Source organism: Albimonas marina, from assembly GCF_029223255.1.
Classification (GTDB): domain Bacteria; phylum Pseudomonadota; class Alphaproteobacteria; order Rhodobacterales; family Rhodobacteraceae; genus Albimonas.
In genome coordinates, this window is the sequence record NZ_JARHUC010000005.1 from 177,794 (window position 1) to 193,952 (window position 16,159).

A 16,159-nucleotide genomic window follows, 5' to 3' on the forward strand; every position below is an offset into this window, starting at 1 on the left:
TGCGGAGCCCATGACCGACGATCCCGACAAGACGACCGCCGCCGACGCCCCCTCCCCCAGCGCCGGCGGCGCCGAGGCCCCGGAGGCCGCCGCGCCCTCGGCCGCGGAGCGCACGCCCGCCCGCTCGGCCGCCTATGCGTTCAAGAAGGACCTGGTGCTGAAGACCGCGGCCTCGCTGTTCTTCCGCGACGGCTACACCCGCACCCGGATCGCCGACATCGCCGCGGCGCTGGGGGTGACGCCGCCCTTCATCTACTACCACTTCCCTTCGAAGCTGGACCTGCTGACGGCGATCTGCGCGCAGACCTCGGTGATGTCGGCCGACCTCGCCGAGGCGGCGCTGTCGCCCGAGGCCGGCCCCGACCCGCTGGTCCGCTTCCGCCGCTTCGTGCGCGCCATGTCCCAGAGGGTGATCGAGGAGCGGGAGTTCCTGTCGATCCTCTTCGTCGAGGGCAAGCACCTGCCCCCCGAGATCTTCGAGCGTCTGCGCGCCGACCGCCAGCGCTTCGCCCGCGCCCTGCACCAGCTGATGGAAGAGGGGCGCGCGGCGGGGGCGTTCCGCTACGAGAACGCCTCGATCGCCAACCAGACGGTCACCGGCATGGTCACCTGGCCGTTCAACTGGTTCAGCCCCGACGGGCCCGAGAGCCCCGAGCAGGTCGCCGACCGGTTGGAGACGATGGTGCTCGCCGCGCTGGGCGTGCCGTGGGAGGTCGCCGCGGCGCGCGAGGACGACCCCGCCGGCCCGATGGGGCCCCAGGGTCCCGGGCCGTCGCGAAACGAGACGCTTGACGACTCGCGCCACGGAAATATGCTCGCCGCTAGCAAAACCTAATCGCGGTTACGAAGACCGCGGGACAGAACGACGGCGGACGGGCGCATCGCGCCACGGCCCCGCGCCCCAGGGAGGAAGCCTCGACGTGACCGTCGACCCCGCCGCGCCATGCGGCGCCCTTTCCCGATATCTTGCCGGCCGGCGGGTAGTGACGCGCACGGCGCCTTCCGTCATGCTCGCGCCCGAACCGTCCCGCGAGGGCGGACCGATGGGAGTATTTGAATGACCGATCTCCGCGCTCGCGCCGGCCGCAACGGCATCGGCGACGGCCTGCGCCGCGCCGTGGCGCGCAACCCCAAGCGCGACGCCCTGATCTGGCGCGACCGCACCTGGACCTACGAGGAGATGGAGACCGCGGCCTTCCGCATCGCGACCCATCTGCGCGACGCCGGCCTGAAGAAGGGCGACCGCGTCGCCGCCTTCGCGCGCAACTCCGACGCCTATTACCTGCTGTGGCTCGCCTGCGCGCAGTCCGGCCTGATCCACGTGCCCGCGAACTACGGCCTGACCGGGCCGGAGCTGAAGTACATCGTCGAGCAGTCGGGCTCCCGCGCGCTGATCTACGACCGGGCGCTGAAGGGCTCGATCGACGACATGGGGCCGGTCGCGGGGCTCGACTTCCTGTCGGCCTTCGACGGCGGCGACGAGATCGACATCATGGCCGCCGCCACCGGCGCCTTCGAGCCCGAGCGCGAGTGGGACGTGACCGACGAGGACTACGTCCAGATCCTCTACACCTCGGGCACCACCGGAAAGCCCAAGGGCGGGCTGATGAAGCACCGCGCGCTGATGGCGGAGTTCTACTCCTGCATCCACGCGCTGGAGTATGTCGAGAGCGACCGCTGCCTGTGGTCCCTGCCCCTCTACCACTCGGGCCAGATCCACACCTTCTCGAACCCGCAGATCATGGTCGGCGCCACCTGCGCGCTGCTCGAGCAGCCCAAGCCCGAGGACGTGTTCCGCTGCATCGAGGAGAACCGGATCACCTCGTTCTTCGCGCCGCCGACGGTGTGGGTGGGGCTGCTGCGCCACCCCGGCTTCGATGCGCATGACCTGTCGAGCCTGAACAAGGTCTACTACGGCGCCTCGATCATGCCCGAGCCGATCCTGGTGGAGCTGCGCCGCCGCCTGAACGGCGCGCGCGTCTTCAACTGCTACGGCCAGTCGGAGACGGGGCCGCTGGCGACCGTGCTGAAGCCCGAGGAGCATGACGGCCGCCTGACCTCGTGCGGCCGCCCGGTGCTGAACGTCGAGACCCGGGTGGTGGACGAGGACGACAACGACGTCCCCGTCGGCGAGACCGGCGAGATCGTGCACCGCACGCCCCACGTCATCACCGAGTACTGGGGCCGCGAGGACGCCACGGACGAGGCCTTCAAGAACGGCTGGTTCCACACCGGCGACATGGGCCGCTTCGACGAGGAGGGGTTCCTCTACGTCGTCGACCGGGTGAAGGACGTCATCAACACCGGCGGCGTGCTGGTCGCGAGCCGCGAGGTGGAGGACGTGCTGTTCACCCACGAAGCGGTCTTCGAGGTCGCCGTGGTCGGCCTGCCGGACGAGAAGTGGCTGGAGGCGATCGCCGCCTGCGTCGTGCTGAAGGAGGGCCACGCCCCCACCGAGGCCGAGCTGCTGGCGCACGCGAAGAAGAGCCTCGCCCACTACAAGATCCCCAAGCGCATCATCTTCGTCGAGGACCTGCCGAGGAACGCCTCGGGCAAGATCCTCAAGCGGGAGCTGCGCCGGGTCCATGGCGGGGAAGAGACCGCCGTCCACTCCGGCGCCGTCGCGCCGGCGGGCTGACCGAAGGCCCCGCAAGAGGGCCGGTCCGAAACATCGATCCGAAACACCGGGAGGAAATCCGAACATGAATCGTCGCATGATCCTGGGCGCGGCCGCGGCCGCGCTATCGCTGGGCGCCTGGTCGCCCGCCTTCGCGCAGGAGCCGATCCGCATCGGCGTGCTGGAGGACATGTCGGGCGTCTACGCCGACATCACCGGCGCGGGCTCGGTCGCGGGCGCCGAGCTCGCCATCGAGGACTTCGGCGGCACCGTGCTGGGCCGGCCGATCGAGCTGGTCACCGCCGACCACCAGAACAAGGCCGACGTCGGCGCCTCGATCGCGCGCAAGTGGTTCGACGTGGACGGGGTCGAGATGATCACGGGCCTGGGCAACTCCTCGGTGGCGCTGGCCGTGCGCGGCATCGCCTCCGAGAAGGGCAAGGTCGACATCTCCACCTCGGCGGGCACCAACGCGCTGACCGGGGCCAACTGCTCGAAGACCGGGTTCCACTGGGTCTACAACACCTACGCGCTGTCGAAGACGATCGCGAAGTCGGTGGTCGAGGCGGGCGCCGACAGCATGTACATCGTCGCGGCCGACTACACCTTCGGCCAGGCGCTGGCCGACGACGCGCGCAAGTTCACCGAGGAAGCCGGCGGCAAGGTGCTGGGCCAGGTGAACGCGCCCCTGTCGACGGCGGACTACTCGTCCTTCATCCTGCAGGCGCAGTCCTCGGGCGCGAAGACCATCGGTCTCGCCATCGCCGGCGGCGACCTGGTGAACTTCATCAAGCAGGCCTCCGAGTTCGGCGTGACCGAGCAGGGCCAGGCGATGGCGGGCTTCATCATCTTCGTCAACGACATCAAGGCCCTGGGCCTGAACGCGGCGAAGGGCCTGTACCTGGCCGAGACCTTCTACTGGGACCAGGACGACGAGACCCGCGCCATGGCCAAGCGCTACGAGGCCAAGACCGGCGAGATGCCCAACGGCATGCAGGCGGGCGTCTACGGCTCGGTCCTGCATTACCTGAAGGCGGTCGAGGCCGCGGGCACGACCGACGGCGAGGCGGTGGCCGCCAAGATGAAGGAAATGCCGGTCGAGGACTTCTACACCAAGGGCGCCAAGATCCGCGAGGACGGCCGGGTGATGCGGGACTTCTCGCTCTACCAGGTGAAGGCGCCGGGCGACTCCTCGGGCGACTGGGACATGCTGACCAGGATCGGCACCCTGCCCGAGGGCGAGGCGTTCCAGACGCTGGCCGAGGGCGGCTGCCCGCTGGTGCAGTGATCCGCGCCTGACGTTCCGGGTCCGACGGACCCTGCGGGGGCGCGCCTGCGCGCGCCCCCCTTTCCCTTCGCCCCCCGTTCCCAGCCTCCGTCCGACGGCCCTGCGCGCCGCCGGGCCGACGCGCCCATGCGAGACGCCATGCCCATCCGCTCGATCCTGATCGCCAACCGTGGAGAGATCGCCATCCGCATCGCGCGGGCGGCCGCCGACCTGGGCCTGAAGGCTGTGGCGCTGGCCTCTGCCGACGACGCCGAGGCGCTTCACGCGCGCGCCGGCGACGCGGTGCGCGCCCTGCCCGGCACGGGGCCGGCCGCCTATCTCGACATCGAGGCGGTGATCGCGGCGGCCCAGGCGGCGGGCTGCGACGCGGTGCATCCGGGTTATGGGTTCCTGTCCGAGAACGCCGCCTTCGCCGCGCGCTGCGCCGAGGCGGGCCTGGTCTTCATCGGCCCCTCGCCCGAGGTGCTCTCGCGGCTGGGCGACAAGTCGGCCGCCCGGGCGCTGGCGGCCGAGCTCGACGTGCCGCTGCTGCCGGGGCTGGCGGGCGGCGCCTCCGAGGACGCGGTGCGCGCCTTCGTCGAGGCGAACGGGCCCACGATGATCAAGGCGGTGGTCGGCGGCGGCGGGCGCGGGATGCGCGCGGTCGAGACGCCGGCGCAGGTGGCCGAGGCCTACGCCCGCTGCGCCTCCGAGGCCGCGGGCGCCTTCGGGGACGGCGCGCTCTACGCCGAGAAGCTGGTGAAGCGCGCCCGCCATATCGAGGTGCAGGTCATCGGCGACGGCGAGGCGGTGGTGCACGCGTGGGAGCGCGACTGCACCCTCCAGCGCCAGGGCCAGAAGCTGGTCGAGATCGCCCCCGCCCCCGACCTCGCCCCCGCCCTGCGCGAGGCGATCCTGTCCGCCGCCCTGCGGATCGCCGGCGCGGTGGGCTACCGAGGGCTCGGGACGTTCGAGTTCCTGGTGGACCTCGATGATCCCAAGAAGTTCCATTTCATGGAGGCGAACCCCCGCCTCCAGGTCGAGCATACGGTGACCGAGGAGGTGACCGGCCTCGACCTCGTCGCCACGCAGATCCTGCTGCTGGGGGGCGAGAGCCTCGCCTCGCTGGGCCTGAGCGAGCCGCCGGCGCTGCGCCCCGGCTACGCCGTGCAGCTGCGGGTGAACGCCGAGACGATGACGCCGACGGGCGAGAGCCGGCCGCAGGGCGGGACGCTGGCGCTCTACGAGCCCCCCACCGGCCCCGGCGTGCGCGTCGACGGCCAGGGCTTCGCGGGGATGAAGATCAACCCGCGCTTCGACAGCCTGCTGGCGAAGCTGATCGTGCGCTCGGCCGTGCCCGGCTTCCCCGCCGCGATCGCCCGCGCCGCCCGGGCGCTGGGAGAGTTCCGCATCGCCGGCGTGCAGACCAACGCGCCCTTCCTCGCCGGCCTGCTGGCCCGGCCGGAGGTGGCGCGCAACGAGGTCCATACGTCTTGGGTGAAGGAGATCGCGGGCGCCGTCATCGCCGGGATGGCCGAGGCGCCCGCCGCCCTGCCCGCCGGCCTCGCCGCCGAGGCGGCGAAAGGGCCCGCGGCCGAGGGGCCGGAGGGAACCGCTCCCCTGCCCGCGCCCCTGACCGGCGTGCTCGCCTCGCTCGAGATCGCCGAGGGCGCCGCGGTGGCCGAGGGTCAGGCGGTGGCGATCCTCGAGGCCATGAAGATGGAGCACGTGGTGACGGCCGACGCCGCCGGCATCGTGCGCGCGCTCGCCGCCAAACCCGGCGAGGCGCTGGTCGAGGGCGATCCGATCCTGTGGATCGAGCCCTCCGACGCCGCCGGCGCCGCGGTGGTGGAGGCCGAGGAGATCGACCTCGACGCCATCCGCCCCGACCTCGCCGCCGTGATCGAGCGCCACGCCCGCGGACTGGACGAGAACCGGCCCAAGGCGGTCGAGCGCCGACGCTCGCGCAACCAGCGCACGGCGCGGGAGAACCTCGACCAGCTCTGCGATCCGGGAAGCTTCACCGAGTACGGGGCGCTGGCGCTCGCCGCCCAGCGCCAGCGGCGCTCGATGGAGGAGCTGATCGACATGGCCCCCGCCGACGGGCTGGTGGCGGGCATCGGCACGGTCAACGCCGACCTCTACGGGCCCGAGCGCACGCAGATCATGGCGATGGCCTACGACTTCACCGTGTTCGCCGGCACCCAAGGGTGGATGAACCACAAGAAGAAGGACCGGCTGCTGGAGCTCGCCCACCGCCTGAAGCTGCCGCTGGTGCTTTACGGCGAGGGCGGCGGCGGGCGGCCGGGGGAGACCGACGGGCTGATGGTCCACGGCCTCGACACGCCCAGCTTCCGCCGCTTCGCGGACCTCTCGGGCGAGGTGCCGATGATCGCCGTGGTCTCGGGCTTCTGCTTCGCCGGCAACGCGGCGCTGGTGGGCTGCTGCGACGTGATCGTGGCCACGAAGAACGCCTGCATCGGCATGGGCGGCCCGGCGATGGTCGAGGGCGGGGGCCTGGGCGTCTATGCGCCCAACGAGATCGGCCCCGTCTCCACCCTCGCCCCCATCGGCGCCGTCGACCTGGTGGTCGAGGACGAGGAGGCGGCGACGGAGATGACGCGGCGCCTGCTCTCCTACGTCCAGGGCCCCGCGGCGCACTGGGAGGCCGCCGACCAGCGCCTGCTGCGCTGGAAGATCCCCGAGAACCGCCGCCGCGCCTACGACGTGCGCGAGGTGATCGAGACGCTGGCCGACAAGGACAGCGTGATCGAGATGAAGCCGGACCACGCGCCGGGCATGGTCACCGCCCTGATCCGCATCGAGGGCCGGGCGATGGGCCTCGTGGCCAACGACACCCGCCACCTGGGCGGGGCGGTCGACGCCGAGGGCGCTCGCAAGTCGGGCGAGTTCCTCAAGCTCTGCGACCGCTGGGGCCTGCCGGTCCTGTCGCTCTGCGACACGCCGGGCTTCATGGTGGGGCCGGAGGCGGAGGCGGCGGGGCAGATGCGCGCCTCGGCGGCGCTGTTCACCATCGCCTCGAAGCTGACGGTGCCGCTGTTCACGGTGGTGCTGCGCAAGGGCTACGGGCTGGGCGCGCAGTCGATGGCCGCCGGCGGCTTCCACGCGCCCGTCTTCACCGTCGCCTGGCCGACGGGGGAGTTCGGGGGCATGGGTCTGGAGGGGGCCGTGCGGCTCGGCTACCGTCGCGAGATGGAGGCGATCGAGGACCCCGAGGCGCGCGAGGCCTTCTACCAGGAGAAGCTCGCCCACCTCTACGAGGTCGGCAAGGCCACCACCATGGCGGGGTTCCTCGAGATCGACGCGGTGATCGACCCCGCCGAGACCCGCGCCTGGGTGACGAACGGACTGCGCGCCGCGGCGGTCGAGGCGCGCGACTTCCACTGGCGCCCGGGGAGGGCCGGCTGAATGGACGCGATCCTCGACATCAAGGGGCTGACCAAGTCGTTCAAGGGCTTCAAGGCCGTGAACGACGTGGACCTGGCGGTGGAGCGCAACACGATCCACGCGCTGATCGGGCCCAACGGGGCGGGCAAGACCACCTGCTTCAACCTGATCACCAAGTTCCTCGACCCGACCGAGGGGACCATCGTCTACGACGGGCACGACATCACCCGCGCCGCGCCGGCGGAAGTGGCGCGGATGGGGATGGTGCGCAGCTTCCAGATCTCGGCCACCTTCGCCCACATGAGCGTGCTGGAGAACGTGCGCATCGCGCTCCAGCGCCCGCGGGGCGACAGCTTCAGCTTCTGGAAGCCGGAGACGGCGCTCTCGGTCCTCGACGACCAGGCCATGGCGCTGCTGCGCGACGTGGGACTGGAGGGGGACGCGCGCCGGCAGGCGGCGGAGCTCTCCTACGGGCGCAAGCGGGCGCTGGAGCTGGCGACGACGCTGGCGCTCGACCCCCGGCTGCTGCTGCTGGACGAGCCGACGTCGGGCATGGGGCGCGAGGACATCGCGATGACCGCCGAGCTGATCCGGCGCGCCGCGCAGAGCCGCACGGTGCTGATGGTGGAGCACAACCTCTCGGTCGTCGCGGACCTGTCGGACCGCATCACGGTGCTCGCCCGCGGCGAGGTGCTGGCCGAAGGGCCCTATGCCGACGTCTCGAAGAACCCCGCCGTGATCGAGGCCTACATGGGGAGCGACGCCCATGCCTGAGACGCTTCTGAAAGTGAGCGGCCTGCACGGCTGGTACGGCGAAAGCCACATCCTGCACGGCATGGAGTTCGAGGTCCGCAAGGGCGAGCTGGTGACCCTGCTGGGCCGCAACGGCGCGGGCAAGACCACCACGCTGAAGGCGATCATGGGGCTGCTGCGGCAGCGCAAGGGCTCGATCGTCTTCGACGGGACCGAGACCATCGGCCTCGCGCCGCACAGGATCGCCCGGCTGGGCGTGGCGCTGTGCCCGGAGGAGCGGGGCATCTTCTCGGCCCTGACGGTGAAGGAGAACCTCCACCTGCCCCCCGTCCTGCGCGAGGGCGGGATGAGCGACGAGGAGATCGACCGGCTGTTCCCGCGGCTGAAGGAGCGGTGGGGCAACTCCGGCGCCAAGCTCTCGGGCGGGGAGCAGCAGATGCTGGCCATCGCGCGCATCCTGCGCACCGGCGCGCAGCTGGTGCTGCTGGACGAGCCGACCGAGGGCCTCGCCCCCGTCATCGTCCAGCAGATCCGCGACGCGCTGCTGGAGCTCAAGCGCCGCGGGCTGACGGTGCTGCTGGTGGAGCAGAACTTCCGCTTCGCCTCCACCGTCGCCGACCGCCATTACGTCGTCGAGCACGGGCACGTGGTCGACTCCATGACCAGCGACGAGATCGCCGCCAACGCGGAGCGCCTCGAGGCGTTCCTGGGCGTCTGAGGGGGAGAAGCGCGCCATGATGGAGCTGATCGGAATCCCGCCGCAGGCCCTGTTCGGCCAGCTGATGCTGGGGCTGATCAACGGGTCGTTCTACGCGATGCTCAGCCTGGGCCTCGCGGTGATCTTCGGCCTCTTGAACGTCATCAACTTCGCCCACGGGGCGCAGTACATGCTGGGCGCCTTCGTGGCCTGGATGCTGCTGAACTGGCTGGGCATTCCCTACTGGGGGGCGCTGGTGCTGGCGCCCATCGTGGTGGCCGCCACCGGCCTGGTGATCGAGCGCACGCTGCTGCGCCGGCTGCACGACCTCGACCACCTCTACGGCCTGCTGCTGACCTTCGGCCTGGCGCTGATCTTCGAGGGCGTCATGCGCTCGCAGTTCGGGGCGGCGGGCCTGCCCTACGGCAACCCGCTGCCGGGGGGCGTGAACCTCGGCTTCATGTACCTGCCCTGGTATCGCGGCTGGATCATCGCGGCCTCGCTGGTGGTGTGCCTCGCCACCTGGTTCGTGATCGAGCGCACCAAGCTGGGCGCCTACCTGCGCGCGGCGACCGAGCGGCCGGAGATCGTGCAGAGCTTCGGGATCGACGTGCCGCGCATGATCACCCTGACCTACGCCTTCGGCGTGGGGCTGGCGGCGCTGGCCGGCGTGCTCGCCGCGCCCGCCTACCAGGTCAGCCCCAACATGGGCTCGAACCTCATCATCGTGGTGTTCGCGGTGGTGGTGATCGGGGGCATGGGCTCGATCATGGGGGCGATCGTCACCGGCTTCGGGCTGGGCGTCGTCGAGGGGCTGACCAAGGTGTTCTACCCCGAGGCCTCGAACACCGTGATCTTCGTCATCATGGCGCTGGTGCTGATGGTGCGCCCCGCCGGCCTGTTCGGGACCGCGAAATGACCGCCGCAGCCATGACCCCCGCCCTCTCCGCCCCCGCCAAGCTCGCCATCGCGGCCGTCGTCGCCGTGGCGGTGGTGGCCGCGCCCTTCGGGTTCTACCCGGTGCTGCTGATGAAGGTGATGTGCTTCGCGCTGTTCGCCTGCGCCTTCAACCTGCTGCCGGGCTATGCGGGCCTGCTGAGCTTCGGGCACGCGATGTTCTTCGGCGGCGCCTCCTACATCTGCGCCTACGGGGTGAAGGAGATGGGGCTGCCGCCCGAGGTCGGCATCCTCGCCGGCACCGCCTTCGCAGCCCTGCTGGGGCTGGTCGCGGGCGCGCTCGCGATCCGCCGGCAGGGCATCTACTTCGCCATGGTCACCCTGGCGCTGGCGCAGATGTTCTACTTCTTCTGCCTCCAGGCGCCCTTCACCAACGGCGAGGACGGCATCCAGGGCGTGCCGCGCGGGCATTTCCTGGGGCTGATCGACCTGAACGACGACGTCTCGCTCTACTACGTCGTGGCGGTGATCTTCGTGGGCGGCGTGGCGCTGATCCACCGCATCGTGCATTCCCCCTTCGGGCAGGTCCTGCGCGCGATCCGCGAGAACGAGCCGCGGGCGATCTCGCTGGGCTACTCGGTCAACCGCTACAAGCTGGTCGCCTTCGTGCTGTCGGCGACGCTGGCGGGACTGGCGGGCTCGACCAAGGTGCTGGTGTTCCAGCTCGCCTCGCTGACCGACGTCTACTGGACCATGTCGGGCGAGGTGGTGCTGATGACCATCGTCGGCGGCATGGGCACGATCCTCGGCCCGGCGGTCGGCGCGGCGATCATCGTGATGATGCAGAACTACCTCGCCTCCTTCGGGGAGTGGGTGCTTGTGATCCAGGGCTGCATCTTCGTGCTGGTCGTCTCGGTCTTCCGGCGCGGCATCGTCGGCGAGATCAAGGCCGCGGCCGAGCGCCGGCGAGCCCGGCGCGAGGGCTGAGGGCCGCCGGGGCGCGCGGGGCCACCGCGCGCCCCAGGCGCCGCGACGGCGCCTTCCTCTGGCGGGCGGGGGCGGAGCCGGCTAGGCTTCCGCTTTCGTCAATGGAGGGGAAGCCATGTCGCCTGCGAGTTTCCGACGTCGCGCCGCGACGACGGCCGTCTGCCTCGCGGCCCTGGCCTTGGGCGCGCAGGCCGCCGCCGCCCGCGACTGCCGGCTGGAGACGCTGGAAGGCGCCTCGGCCGAGCTGTGGACCGAGCGCGGCTGGCGCGCCCTGAGCCCCGACGCGCTGCCCCTGCCCCTGCCCCGGGCCGCCGCGATCCTGCGCACCGGCCCCGACGCGCGCCTCCTGGTCCTGTGCGACGACGGCGTCGCGGTGACGGTGGGCGTCGCCTCGGAGGTGGACCTCGGCACGCTGGTCGAACCCTCGCGCGAGGGGGTGGTGATGCGCCTGCTGCGCGGCGCGCTGGGCGCGGTCGCGACAGGAACGTGGCCGCGGTTCGAGGTGCGCACCCCCCTCGCCATCGCCGCGGTGCGCTCGACCGAATGGGCGGTGACGCATTCGCCGGAGGAGGGCTCGGCCGTCTTCGTGCGCGCGGGCGCGGTGGCGGTGCGCCCGGCGGCGGCGGGCGCGGGCGTGCTGCTGCAGGCGGGCGAGGGCGTGGACGTCGCCCCCGACGGCGCCCTGGGCCCCCCGGCGCGCTGGGGCGCCGCGCGCGTCGCCGCGCTGGGCGAGCGGCTGGGCCCCGGCTGGCGATGAGCCGCGCCCCGCGCCCGGCGGCGGGCGCCAGTCCAAAGCCGCGCCCGGGATCGGGCGCCGGTCCAAAGCCGCGCCCGGCGGCGGGCGTCCCGCCGCTCGCCGCGGCGCTGCTCGTCACCCTGCTGTTCGCGCTGTGGCGGGCCGTGGCGGGGGATCCCTGGACCGACGCGCTCGACCGCTGGACGGCGGACCTGCGCTTCCAGGTCCGCGGCCCCTGGCCGGCGGGCGAGCGCGCGGCGGTGATCGCCATCGACGAGGCGGCGCTGGCCGAGGCCGGGCGGCCGGCCGAGCTGCGCTCCGCCCTCGCCCGCGCCCTGCCGCTGATCCTCGCGCAGGGGCCGGCCTCGGTGGCGCTCGACCTGCTGCTGGTGGAGGGGTCGCCCTCCGATCCCGCGCTGGCGGCGGCGCTTGCGGGGCGGGAGGCGGTGTTCCTGGCCGCGGCGGGGCTGAACGCGCCGGGCGGGGCGGAGGCCCCTTCCCACGACCTCGCCGCCGCCATCGACCGCAGCGCGATCCCGGTGGTGGTCTCGCGTCGCGCGGCGGCGGCGCCGGCGCCGCTGCTGGCGCCCGTCGACGGGCTGGCGCAGGCGGCGCGGCTGGGCCACGTGAACCTGCTGCAGGGGGCCGACCGGGTCCCGCGGGAGGCGCCGATGGCGCTGGAGGTGGCGGGCGGGCGGCTGCTGCCCTCGATCGCGCTCGCCTCGGCCGCGGTGGCGGAGGGGGGCGCCCTGCAGCTCGACCGCGACCGGGAGGTGCGCTTCGGCGACCGCCGCATCGCGCTGCTGCCCGGCGACCGGGTGATCATCGACCATCCCGGCGGCCCCGGCGCGATCCCGCAATGGCCGCTGGGCGCGCTGCTGGCCGGCGAGGTTCCGCCCGGCGCGCTGCAGGGGCGGATGGTCTTCGTGGGCGCCACGGCCGAGAGCCTGCGCGACGTCTTCGTCACCCCCTATGCGGCGGAGATGCCAGGCGTCGCGGTGCTGGCGGGCCTCGCCGCGGGCCTCGCCGAGGGGCGCACGATCCGCCGCGACGCGGCCGTCGAGGCCGCCGCCGTCGCCCTGGCGCTGCTCCTGTGCCTCGCGGTCTGGGCGGCCCATGCGCCCCGGCTCGGCCGGTCGGGGCCGGCGCTGGGGCTCGTGGTCGCGGCGGCGGGGGCTGGGGCGGCGCAATGGGCCTTCGCCTCGGGCCTCTGGCTCGATGGGGCGAGCCTGGTCTTCGGCGCGCTGGCGGGCCTTCTGGCAGGGGCGGCGCGGCGCCGGATCGCGGCGGGGCGGGCGGCGGCGGCGCTGGGGCGGGAGCGGGCGAACCTCGCGGGCTTCGTGCCGCCGGCGCTCGCCGACCTGCTGGCCCGCGGCGGCGCCGAGGGCTTCGTGCGCCGGGCGCAGGACGCCTCGGTGATCTTCGTCGACGTCGAGGGCTTCACCACCCGCTCCGAACGGATGAGCCCGCTGGAGGTCGCCGACTTCCTCGCCGCCCTGCACGCGGTGTTCGAGGCCGAGACCGCGGCCCAGGGCGGCGTGGTGGTGGACTGGCAGGGGGACGGGGCGATGATCGCCTTCGGCCTGCCCGATCCCGCCCCCGACGACGCCGCCCGCGCCCTGGCCTGCGCCGTCTCTCTGGCCGAACAGGCCCCCGCACGGCTGGCGGAGCGGATGCGGACGGCGGAGGCTGCGGCGAGCCGGGCGGACGAGCCGGATCGCGCGGGCGCCCCCGGCGCCCCGCCGTCCGCCCCGACCGGCGCCGCGCAGAAGCCCCCCGGAGCGCGCCCGCCGTTCGGAGAAGCGACGCCCCTGGGCGGTGGAATGGCGGAGACGCCGGGCGCGGCGCCCACGCCCGGCCCGTCGCGCGCGACGACGGAGGCGTCGAGCGGCGCCCCGAAGGAGCGCGAGGAGGTCGAGGCGGCGGCGCCCCTGCGGCTGCGCGTCTCGCTGCATCACGGACCGACCGCGGCGGCGGCGCTGGGGGGCGCGCGGCAGGCGGTGGTGACGCTGGCGGGCGACACGGTGAACCTCGCCTCCCGCCTGCAGGACATCGCCCGACGCCACGGCCGCGGCCTGGTCGCCACCCGCGAGGCGCTCGACGCCGCCGGCGACGGGCCCGCGGCGCAGGGCTGGCGCTTCCTGGAGCACGCCGAGATCCGCGGCCGCGACGCCCCCGCCGAGGTCTGGAGCCGTAAGCCCGGAGACGCGCACGCCCGCGACGAGGCCTAGCGCCGCGACGCAGGCGACGACGACACGCGGGACGCGACCCGGGCGCTGCGACGTGTCTCGGCGGGACGCCGCCGACCAACGGGCTGCGTGGTGAAGTCCACGGCCGAGGCCCGGCTCCCGGCGACCCGACGAAGGCGCGCCTCGCTCCAGATCCAGCGCCGTCGCGCCTTGGACCGTGGTCCTGCAGGCTCCGTCAGGCTGGAAGGCTTGTCCGGTCGGCAGGCCGCCCAGCCCCGGCAGGCGGGATCGCGGCCGTGCCGACCGCACCGAGCCACCGCTCCTGCATCCCGAGGCGTCCCCACGATCCGGCCGTTCGAGGGGCCGCGCGCGGCCAGCCGGTTCTTGGCGTCTTTCACAGTCGACGGTTCGCGAGGTTGCCCCGGATCGGACGGTTCGCTAGGCCGCGGACGGTCAGGCGGCGCGCGGGGCGGCGCGGCGGGGGTCGCGGGCGGTGACGAAGGCTTCCAGGCGGCGGGCCTGGGCGGCGACGTCCTCGGCGACATGAGCGGCGGCGGCGGCGGCCTCGGCGGTCTGACGGGTGTTCTCCTGCACCGTGGCGTCCATGTGCTGGACGGCGGAGTTCAGCTCCTGTACCCCCTGCCCCTGCTCGCGCCCCGCGGCCGCGGCGTCGGCGATGGCGGTGTTGAGCTGGTCGATCGACTCGACGATCTGGGCGAGCGAGGCGCCGGTGGCGTTCACCAGGCTGACGCCGTCGGCCACCTCCGCCGCGCTGCCCTTGATCAGCTCCGAGATGTCGCGCGCGGCCTCGGAGGAGCGCTGCGCCAGCGTCCGCACCTCGGAGGCGACGACGGCGAAGCCCTTGCCGGCCTCCCCCGCCCGCGCGGCCTCGACGGCGGCGTTCAGGGCCAGCAGGTTGGTCTGGAAGGCGATCGAGTCGATCAGGCTGATGATGTCGGAGACCTGGGCCGAGCTGCGCTCGATCCGCTCCATCGCGCCGGTCGCCTTGTCGGCGGATTCGGCGCCCTGGCGGGCCCGCTGGCGGGCGGTCTCGGTCATCCGCTCGGCCTCGGTCAGGTTGCGGGCGGACTGGGCGACCGTCTCGGACATCTCGGTCATCGTGGCGGCCGTCTCCTCGATGGTCGAGGCCTGGCTCTCGGCCCGGTCGGAGAGGGCGCGCATGGCGTCGGCGACGCGGGCGAGCTCGGCGCGCTGGCCCTCGGCCCCGTCGCGCATGGCGGCGATGGCGGCGGCGAGCTCCCCCAGGGAGCTGCGCGAGGCGTCGGCGAGCCGCGCCAGGCGTCCGCCGTAGCGCCCCTCCATCGGGCGGGAGAGGTCGCCCTTGGCCATCGCGGTCAGCGTCAGCTCCAGGTCGCCGAGGAACCCCGAGAGGCTCTCGCCCAGGCGGTTTACGCCGGAGGCGAGCTCGCGCAGCTCCGGCGCCTCGAAGGAGACGTCGACGCGGCGGGAGAAGTCGCCGTCCACCGCCGCCCCCACCACCGCGTTCACGCCGTCGCGCAGCTCGGTCAGGGTGCGGGCGGCGGCGGCGCAGGCGGCCTCGGTCCGCGCGCGTTCCTGCGCGCTTTCCTGCTCGGCGCGCGCCAGCACGCTGCGCAGGGATTCCACCCGACGCGCCAGCAGGCCGATCTCGTCGCTGCGGTCCTGGGCGGGAATGCCGGTGGCGCGGTCCCCGGCCTCGAGCCGGCCGACCGCCTCGGTCAGCTCGGCGAGGGGGCGGGTGGCGCGGCCGGCGAGGCCCCAGGCCAGCGCCACGGCGGCGAGGAGGGTGAGCGCGGCGGTCGCCAGCACGCCCGCCATCTGGCCCATCATCGCGCCGGCGACGCCCGCCTTCTCGACGCCCACGTAGAGGATCCCCTCGACCCCGCCGGAGGCGCCGCGGATGGGGAAGTAGACGGTGTAGTAGTCCTTGCCGAGGATCGTCGCCTCGCCGCGGTAGGGGCGCCCCGAGGCCACCACCGGATGCACCGGGCCGGCCTTGCCCAGCACCGTGCCCACGGCGCGCTGGCCGTCGGGCTTGATGATGTTGGTCGAGCGGCGCACGAACTCCCCCTGCGCGGGGTCGAGGGCGAAGACGGTCGCCGTCTCCCCCGTCACGGCGGCGACGCGGTCGATGACGGCGTGGGAGGCGAGGTCCGGCTCCCCCTCCCAGCTCAGGGACTGCACCTGGCCGTCGGCGCCGAAGCGCGCCTCGAACCCCGGCGTCTCGGCCGCGACGATGGCCGCGGCGGCGCGCAGGGACAGGCTTTGGTGCGCCTGCGCCTCCCGGGCCAGCCGCTCCATCGTCTGCACGGCGATGGAGGCGGACATGGCGAAGACGGCGAAAAGCACGATGGCCGCGGCGGCGAGCGCCGCGCGCGAGCGAAGATTGCCCATGTCATTCCTCGGAGCAGCCGGTTGAGTCCGCGCCCTTCTGCCCCGGGCCGGGTTAAAGGACGGTTTCGACGCCCCGCGCCCCGCCCCGCCGCGGGCGCGGCCGTCCGCCGGGCCCGGGGAGGTCGCGCGCGGCCCATGCGGCGTCGCTTCGCGCTGGACAGCGAAGCCCCCGCCGGTCCACTTTCCGCCCCGGACCGAAGCGCCCCAGGAGGAT

Annotated in this window: 11 protein-coding genes; 10 read left to right on the plus strand and 1 reads right to left on the minus strand. The window is 73.5% G+C overall.

The features are described 5' to 3' along the window. Positions 1-10 precede the first annotated feature (10 nt). The 10 genes from P2H44_RS15545 to P2H44_RS15590 all read left to right on the plus strand — a co-directional run bounded on the left by P2H44_RS15545 (position 11) and on the right by P2H44_RS15590 (position 13,593). Positions 11-835 (plus strand): TetR/AcrR family transcriptional regulator, encoded by an 825-nt coding sequence (locus tag P2H44_RS15545; protein WP_275764810.1) that lies wholly within the window; start codon positions 11-13, stop codon positions 833-835. Positions 836-1,057: 222 nt separating this feature from the next. Continuing rightward, positions 1,058-2,638, plus strand: coding sequence for a fatty acyl-CoA synthetase (locus tag P2H44_RS15550; protein ID WP_275764812.1), 1,581 nt, complete (start codon positions 1,058-1,060; stop codon positions 2,636-2,638). Between the two features lie 64 nt (positions 2,639-2,702). After that, positions 2,703-3,905 (plus strand): ABC transporter substrate-binding protein, encoded by a 1,203-nt coding sequence (locus tag P2H44_RS15555; RefSeq protein WP_275764814.1) that lies wholly within the window; start codon positions 2,703-2,705, stop codon positions 3,903-3,905. Between the two features lie 138 nt (positions 3,906-4,043). After that, positions 4,044-7,313, plus strand: a complete 3,270-nt coding sequence (locus P2H44_RS15560; RefSeq protein ID WP_275764816.1) for an acetyl-CoA carboxylase family protein — start codon at positions 4,044-4,046, stop codon at positions 7,311-7,313. Beyond that, positions 7,314-8,066: an ABC transporter ATP-binding protein gene (locus tag P2H44_RS15565; protein WP_275764818.1), complete on the plus strand. Its 753-nt coding sequence runs from the start codon at positions 7,314-7,316 to the stop codon at positions 8,064-8,066. Next, the gene (locus tag P2H44_RS15570) at positions 8,059-8,763 is read left to right on the plus strand and encodes an ABC transporter ATP-binding protein (protein WP_275764820.1); all 705 of its coding nucleotides are present in this window, start codon (positions 8,059-8,061) and stop codon (positions 8,761-8,763) included. The genes P2H44_RS15565 and P2H44_RS15570 overlap by 8 nt, the downstream gene beginning before the upstream one ends. 16 nt (positions 8,764-8,779) lie before the next feature. Then, positions 8,780-9,661, plus strand: coding sequence for a branched-chain amino acid ABC transporter permease (locus P2H44_RS15575; protein WP_275764822.1), 882 nt, complete (start codon positions 8,780-8,782; stop codon positions 9,659-9,661). Then, positions 9,658-10,626 carry a branched-chain amino acid ABC transporter permease gene (locus P2H44_RS15580; RefSeq protein ID WP_275764823.1) on the plus strand — a complete coding sequence of 323 codons (969 nt, stop codon included), beginning with the start codon at positions 9,658-9,660 and terminating at the stop codon, positions 10,624-10,626. Before P2H44_RS15575 ends, P2H44_RS15580 begins: the two co-directional genes overlap by 4 nt. 115 nt (positions 10,627-10,741) lie before the next feature. Continuing rightward, positions 10,742-11,383 (plus strand): FecR family protein, encoded by a 642-nt coding sequence (locus P2H44_RS15585; RefSeq protein ID WP_275764824.1) that lies wholly within the window; start codon positions 10,742-10,744, stop codon positions 11,381-11,383. Next, the gene (locus P2H44_RS15590; protein WP_275764825.1) at positions 11,380-13,593 is read left to right on the plus strand and encodes an adenylate/guanylate cyclase domain-containing protein; all 2,214 of its coding nucleotides are present in this window, start codon (positions 11,380-11,382) and stop codon (positions 13,591-13,593) included. The genes P2H44_RS15585 and P2H44_RS15590 overlap by 4 nt, the downstream gene beginning before the upstream one ends. Before the next feature lie 411 nt (positions 13,594-14,004). Here the strand turns inward: P2H44_RS15590 and P2H44_RS15595 are convergent, their stop codons facing one another. Next, on the minus strand, positions 14,005-15,945 hold the full coding sequence (locus P2H44_RS15595; RefSeq protein ID WP_275764827.1) for a methyl-accepting chemotaxis protein: 1,941 nt from the start codon (positions 15,943-15,945) through the stop codon (positions 14,005-14,007). Positions 15,946-16,159: the final 214 nt, after the last annotated feature.

Bases quoted from the DNA above. Each gene is read 5' to 3' on its own strand.
- P2H44_RS15545 (WP_275764810.1), top strand. From the start codon at position 11: ATGACCGACGATCCCGACAAGACGACCGCCGCCGACGCCCCCTCCCCC.
- P2H44_RS15550 (WP_275764812.1), top strand. From the start codon at position 1,058: ATGACCGATCTCCGCGCTCGCGCCGGCCGCAACGGCATCGGCGACGGC.
- P2H44_RS15555 (WP_275764814.1), top strand. From the start codon at position 2,703: ATGAATCGTCGCATGATCCTGGGCGCGGCCGCGGCCGCGCTATCGCTG.
- P2H44_RS15560 (WP_275764816.1), top strand. From the start codon at position 4,044: ATGCCCATCCGCTCGATCCTGATCGCCAACCGTGGAGAGATCGCCATC.
- P2H44_RS15565 (WP_275764818.1), top strand. From the start codon at position 7,314: ATGGACGCGATCCTCGACATCAAGGGGCTGACCAAGTCGTTCAAGGGC.
- P2H44_RS15570 (WP_275764820.1), top strand. From the start codon at position 8,059: ATGCCTGAGACGCTTCTGAAAGTGAGCGGCCTGCACGGCTGGTACGGC.
- P2H44_RS15575 (WP_275764822.1), top strand. From the start codon at position 8,780: ATGATGGAGCTGATCGGAATCCCGCCGCAGGCCCTGTTCGGCCAGCTG.
- P2H44_RS15580 (WP_275764823.1), top strand. From the start codon at position 9,658: ATGACCGCCGCAGCCATGACCCCCGCCCTCTCCGCCCCCGCCAAGCTC.
- P2H44_RS15585 (WP_275764824.1), top strand. From the start codon at position 10,742: ATGTCGCCTGCGAGTTTCCGACGTCGCGCCGCGACGACGGCCGTCTGC.
- P2H44_RS15590 (WP_275764825.1), top strand. From the start codon at position 11,380: ATGAGCCGCGCCCCGCGCCCGGCGGCGGGCGCCAGTCCAAAGCCGCGC.
- P2H44_RS15595 (WP_275764827.1), bottom strand. From the start codon at position 15,945: ATGGGCAATCTTCGCTCGCGCGCGGCGCTCGCCGCCGCGGCCATCGTG.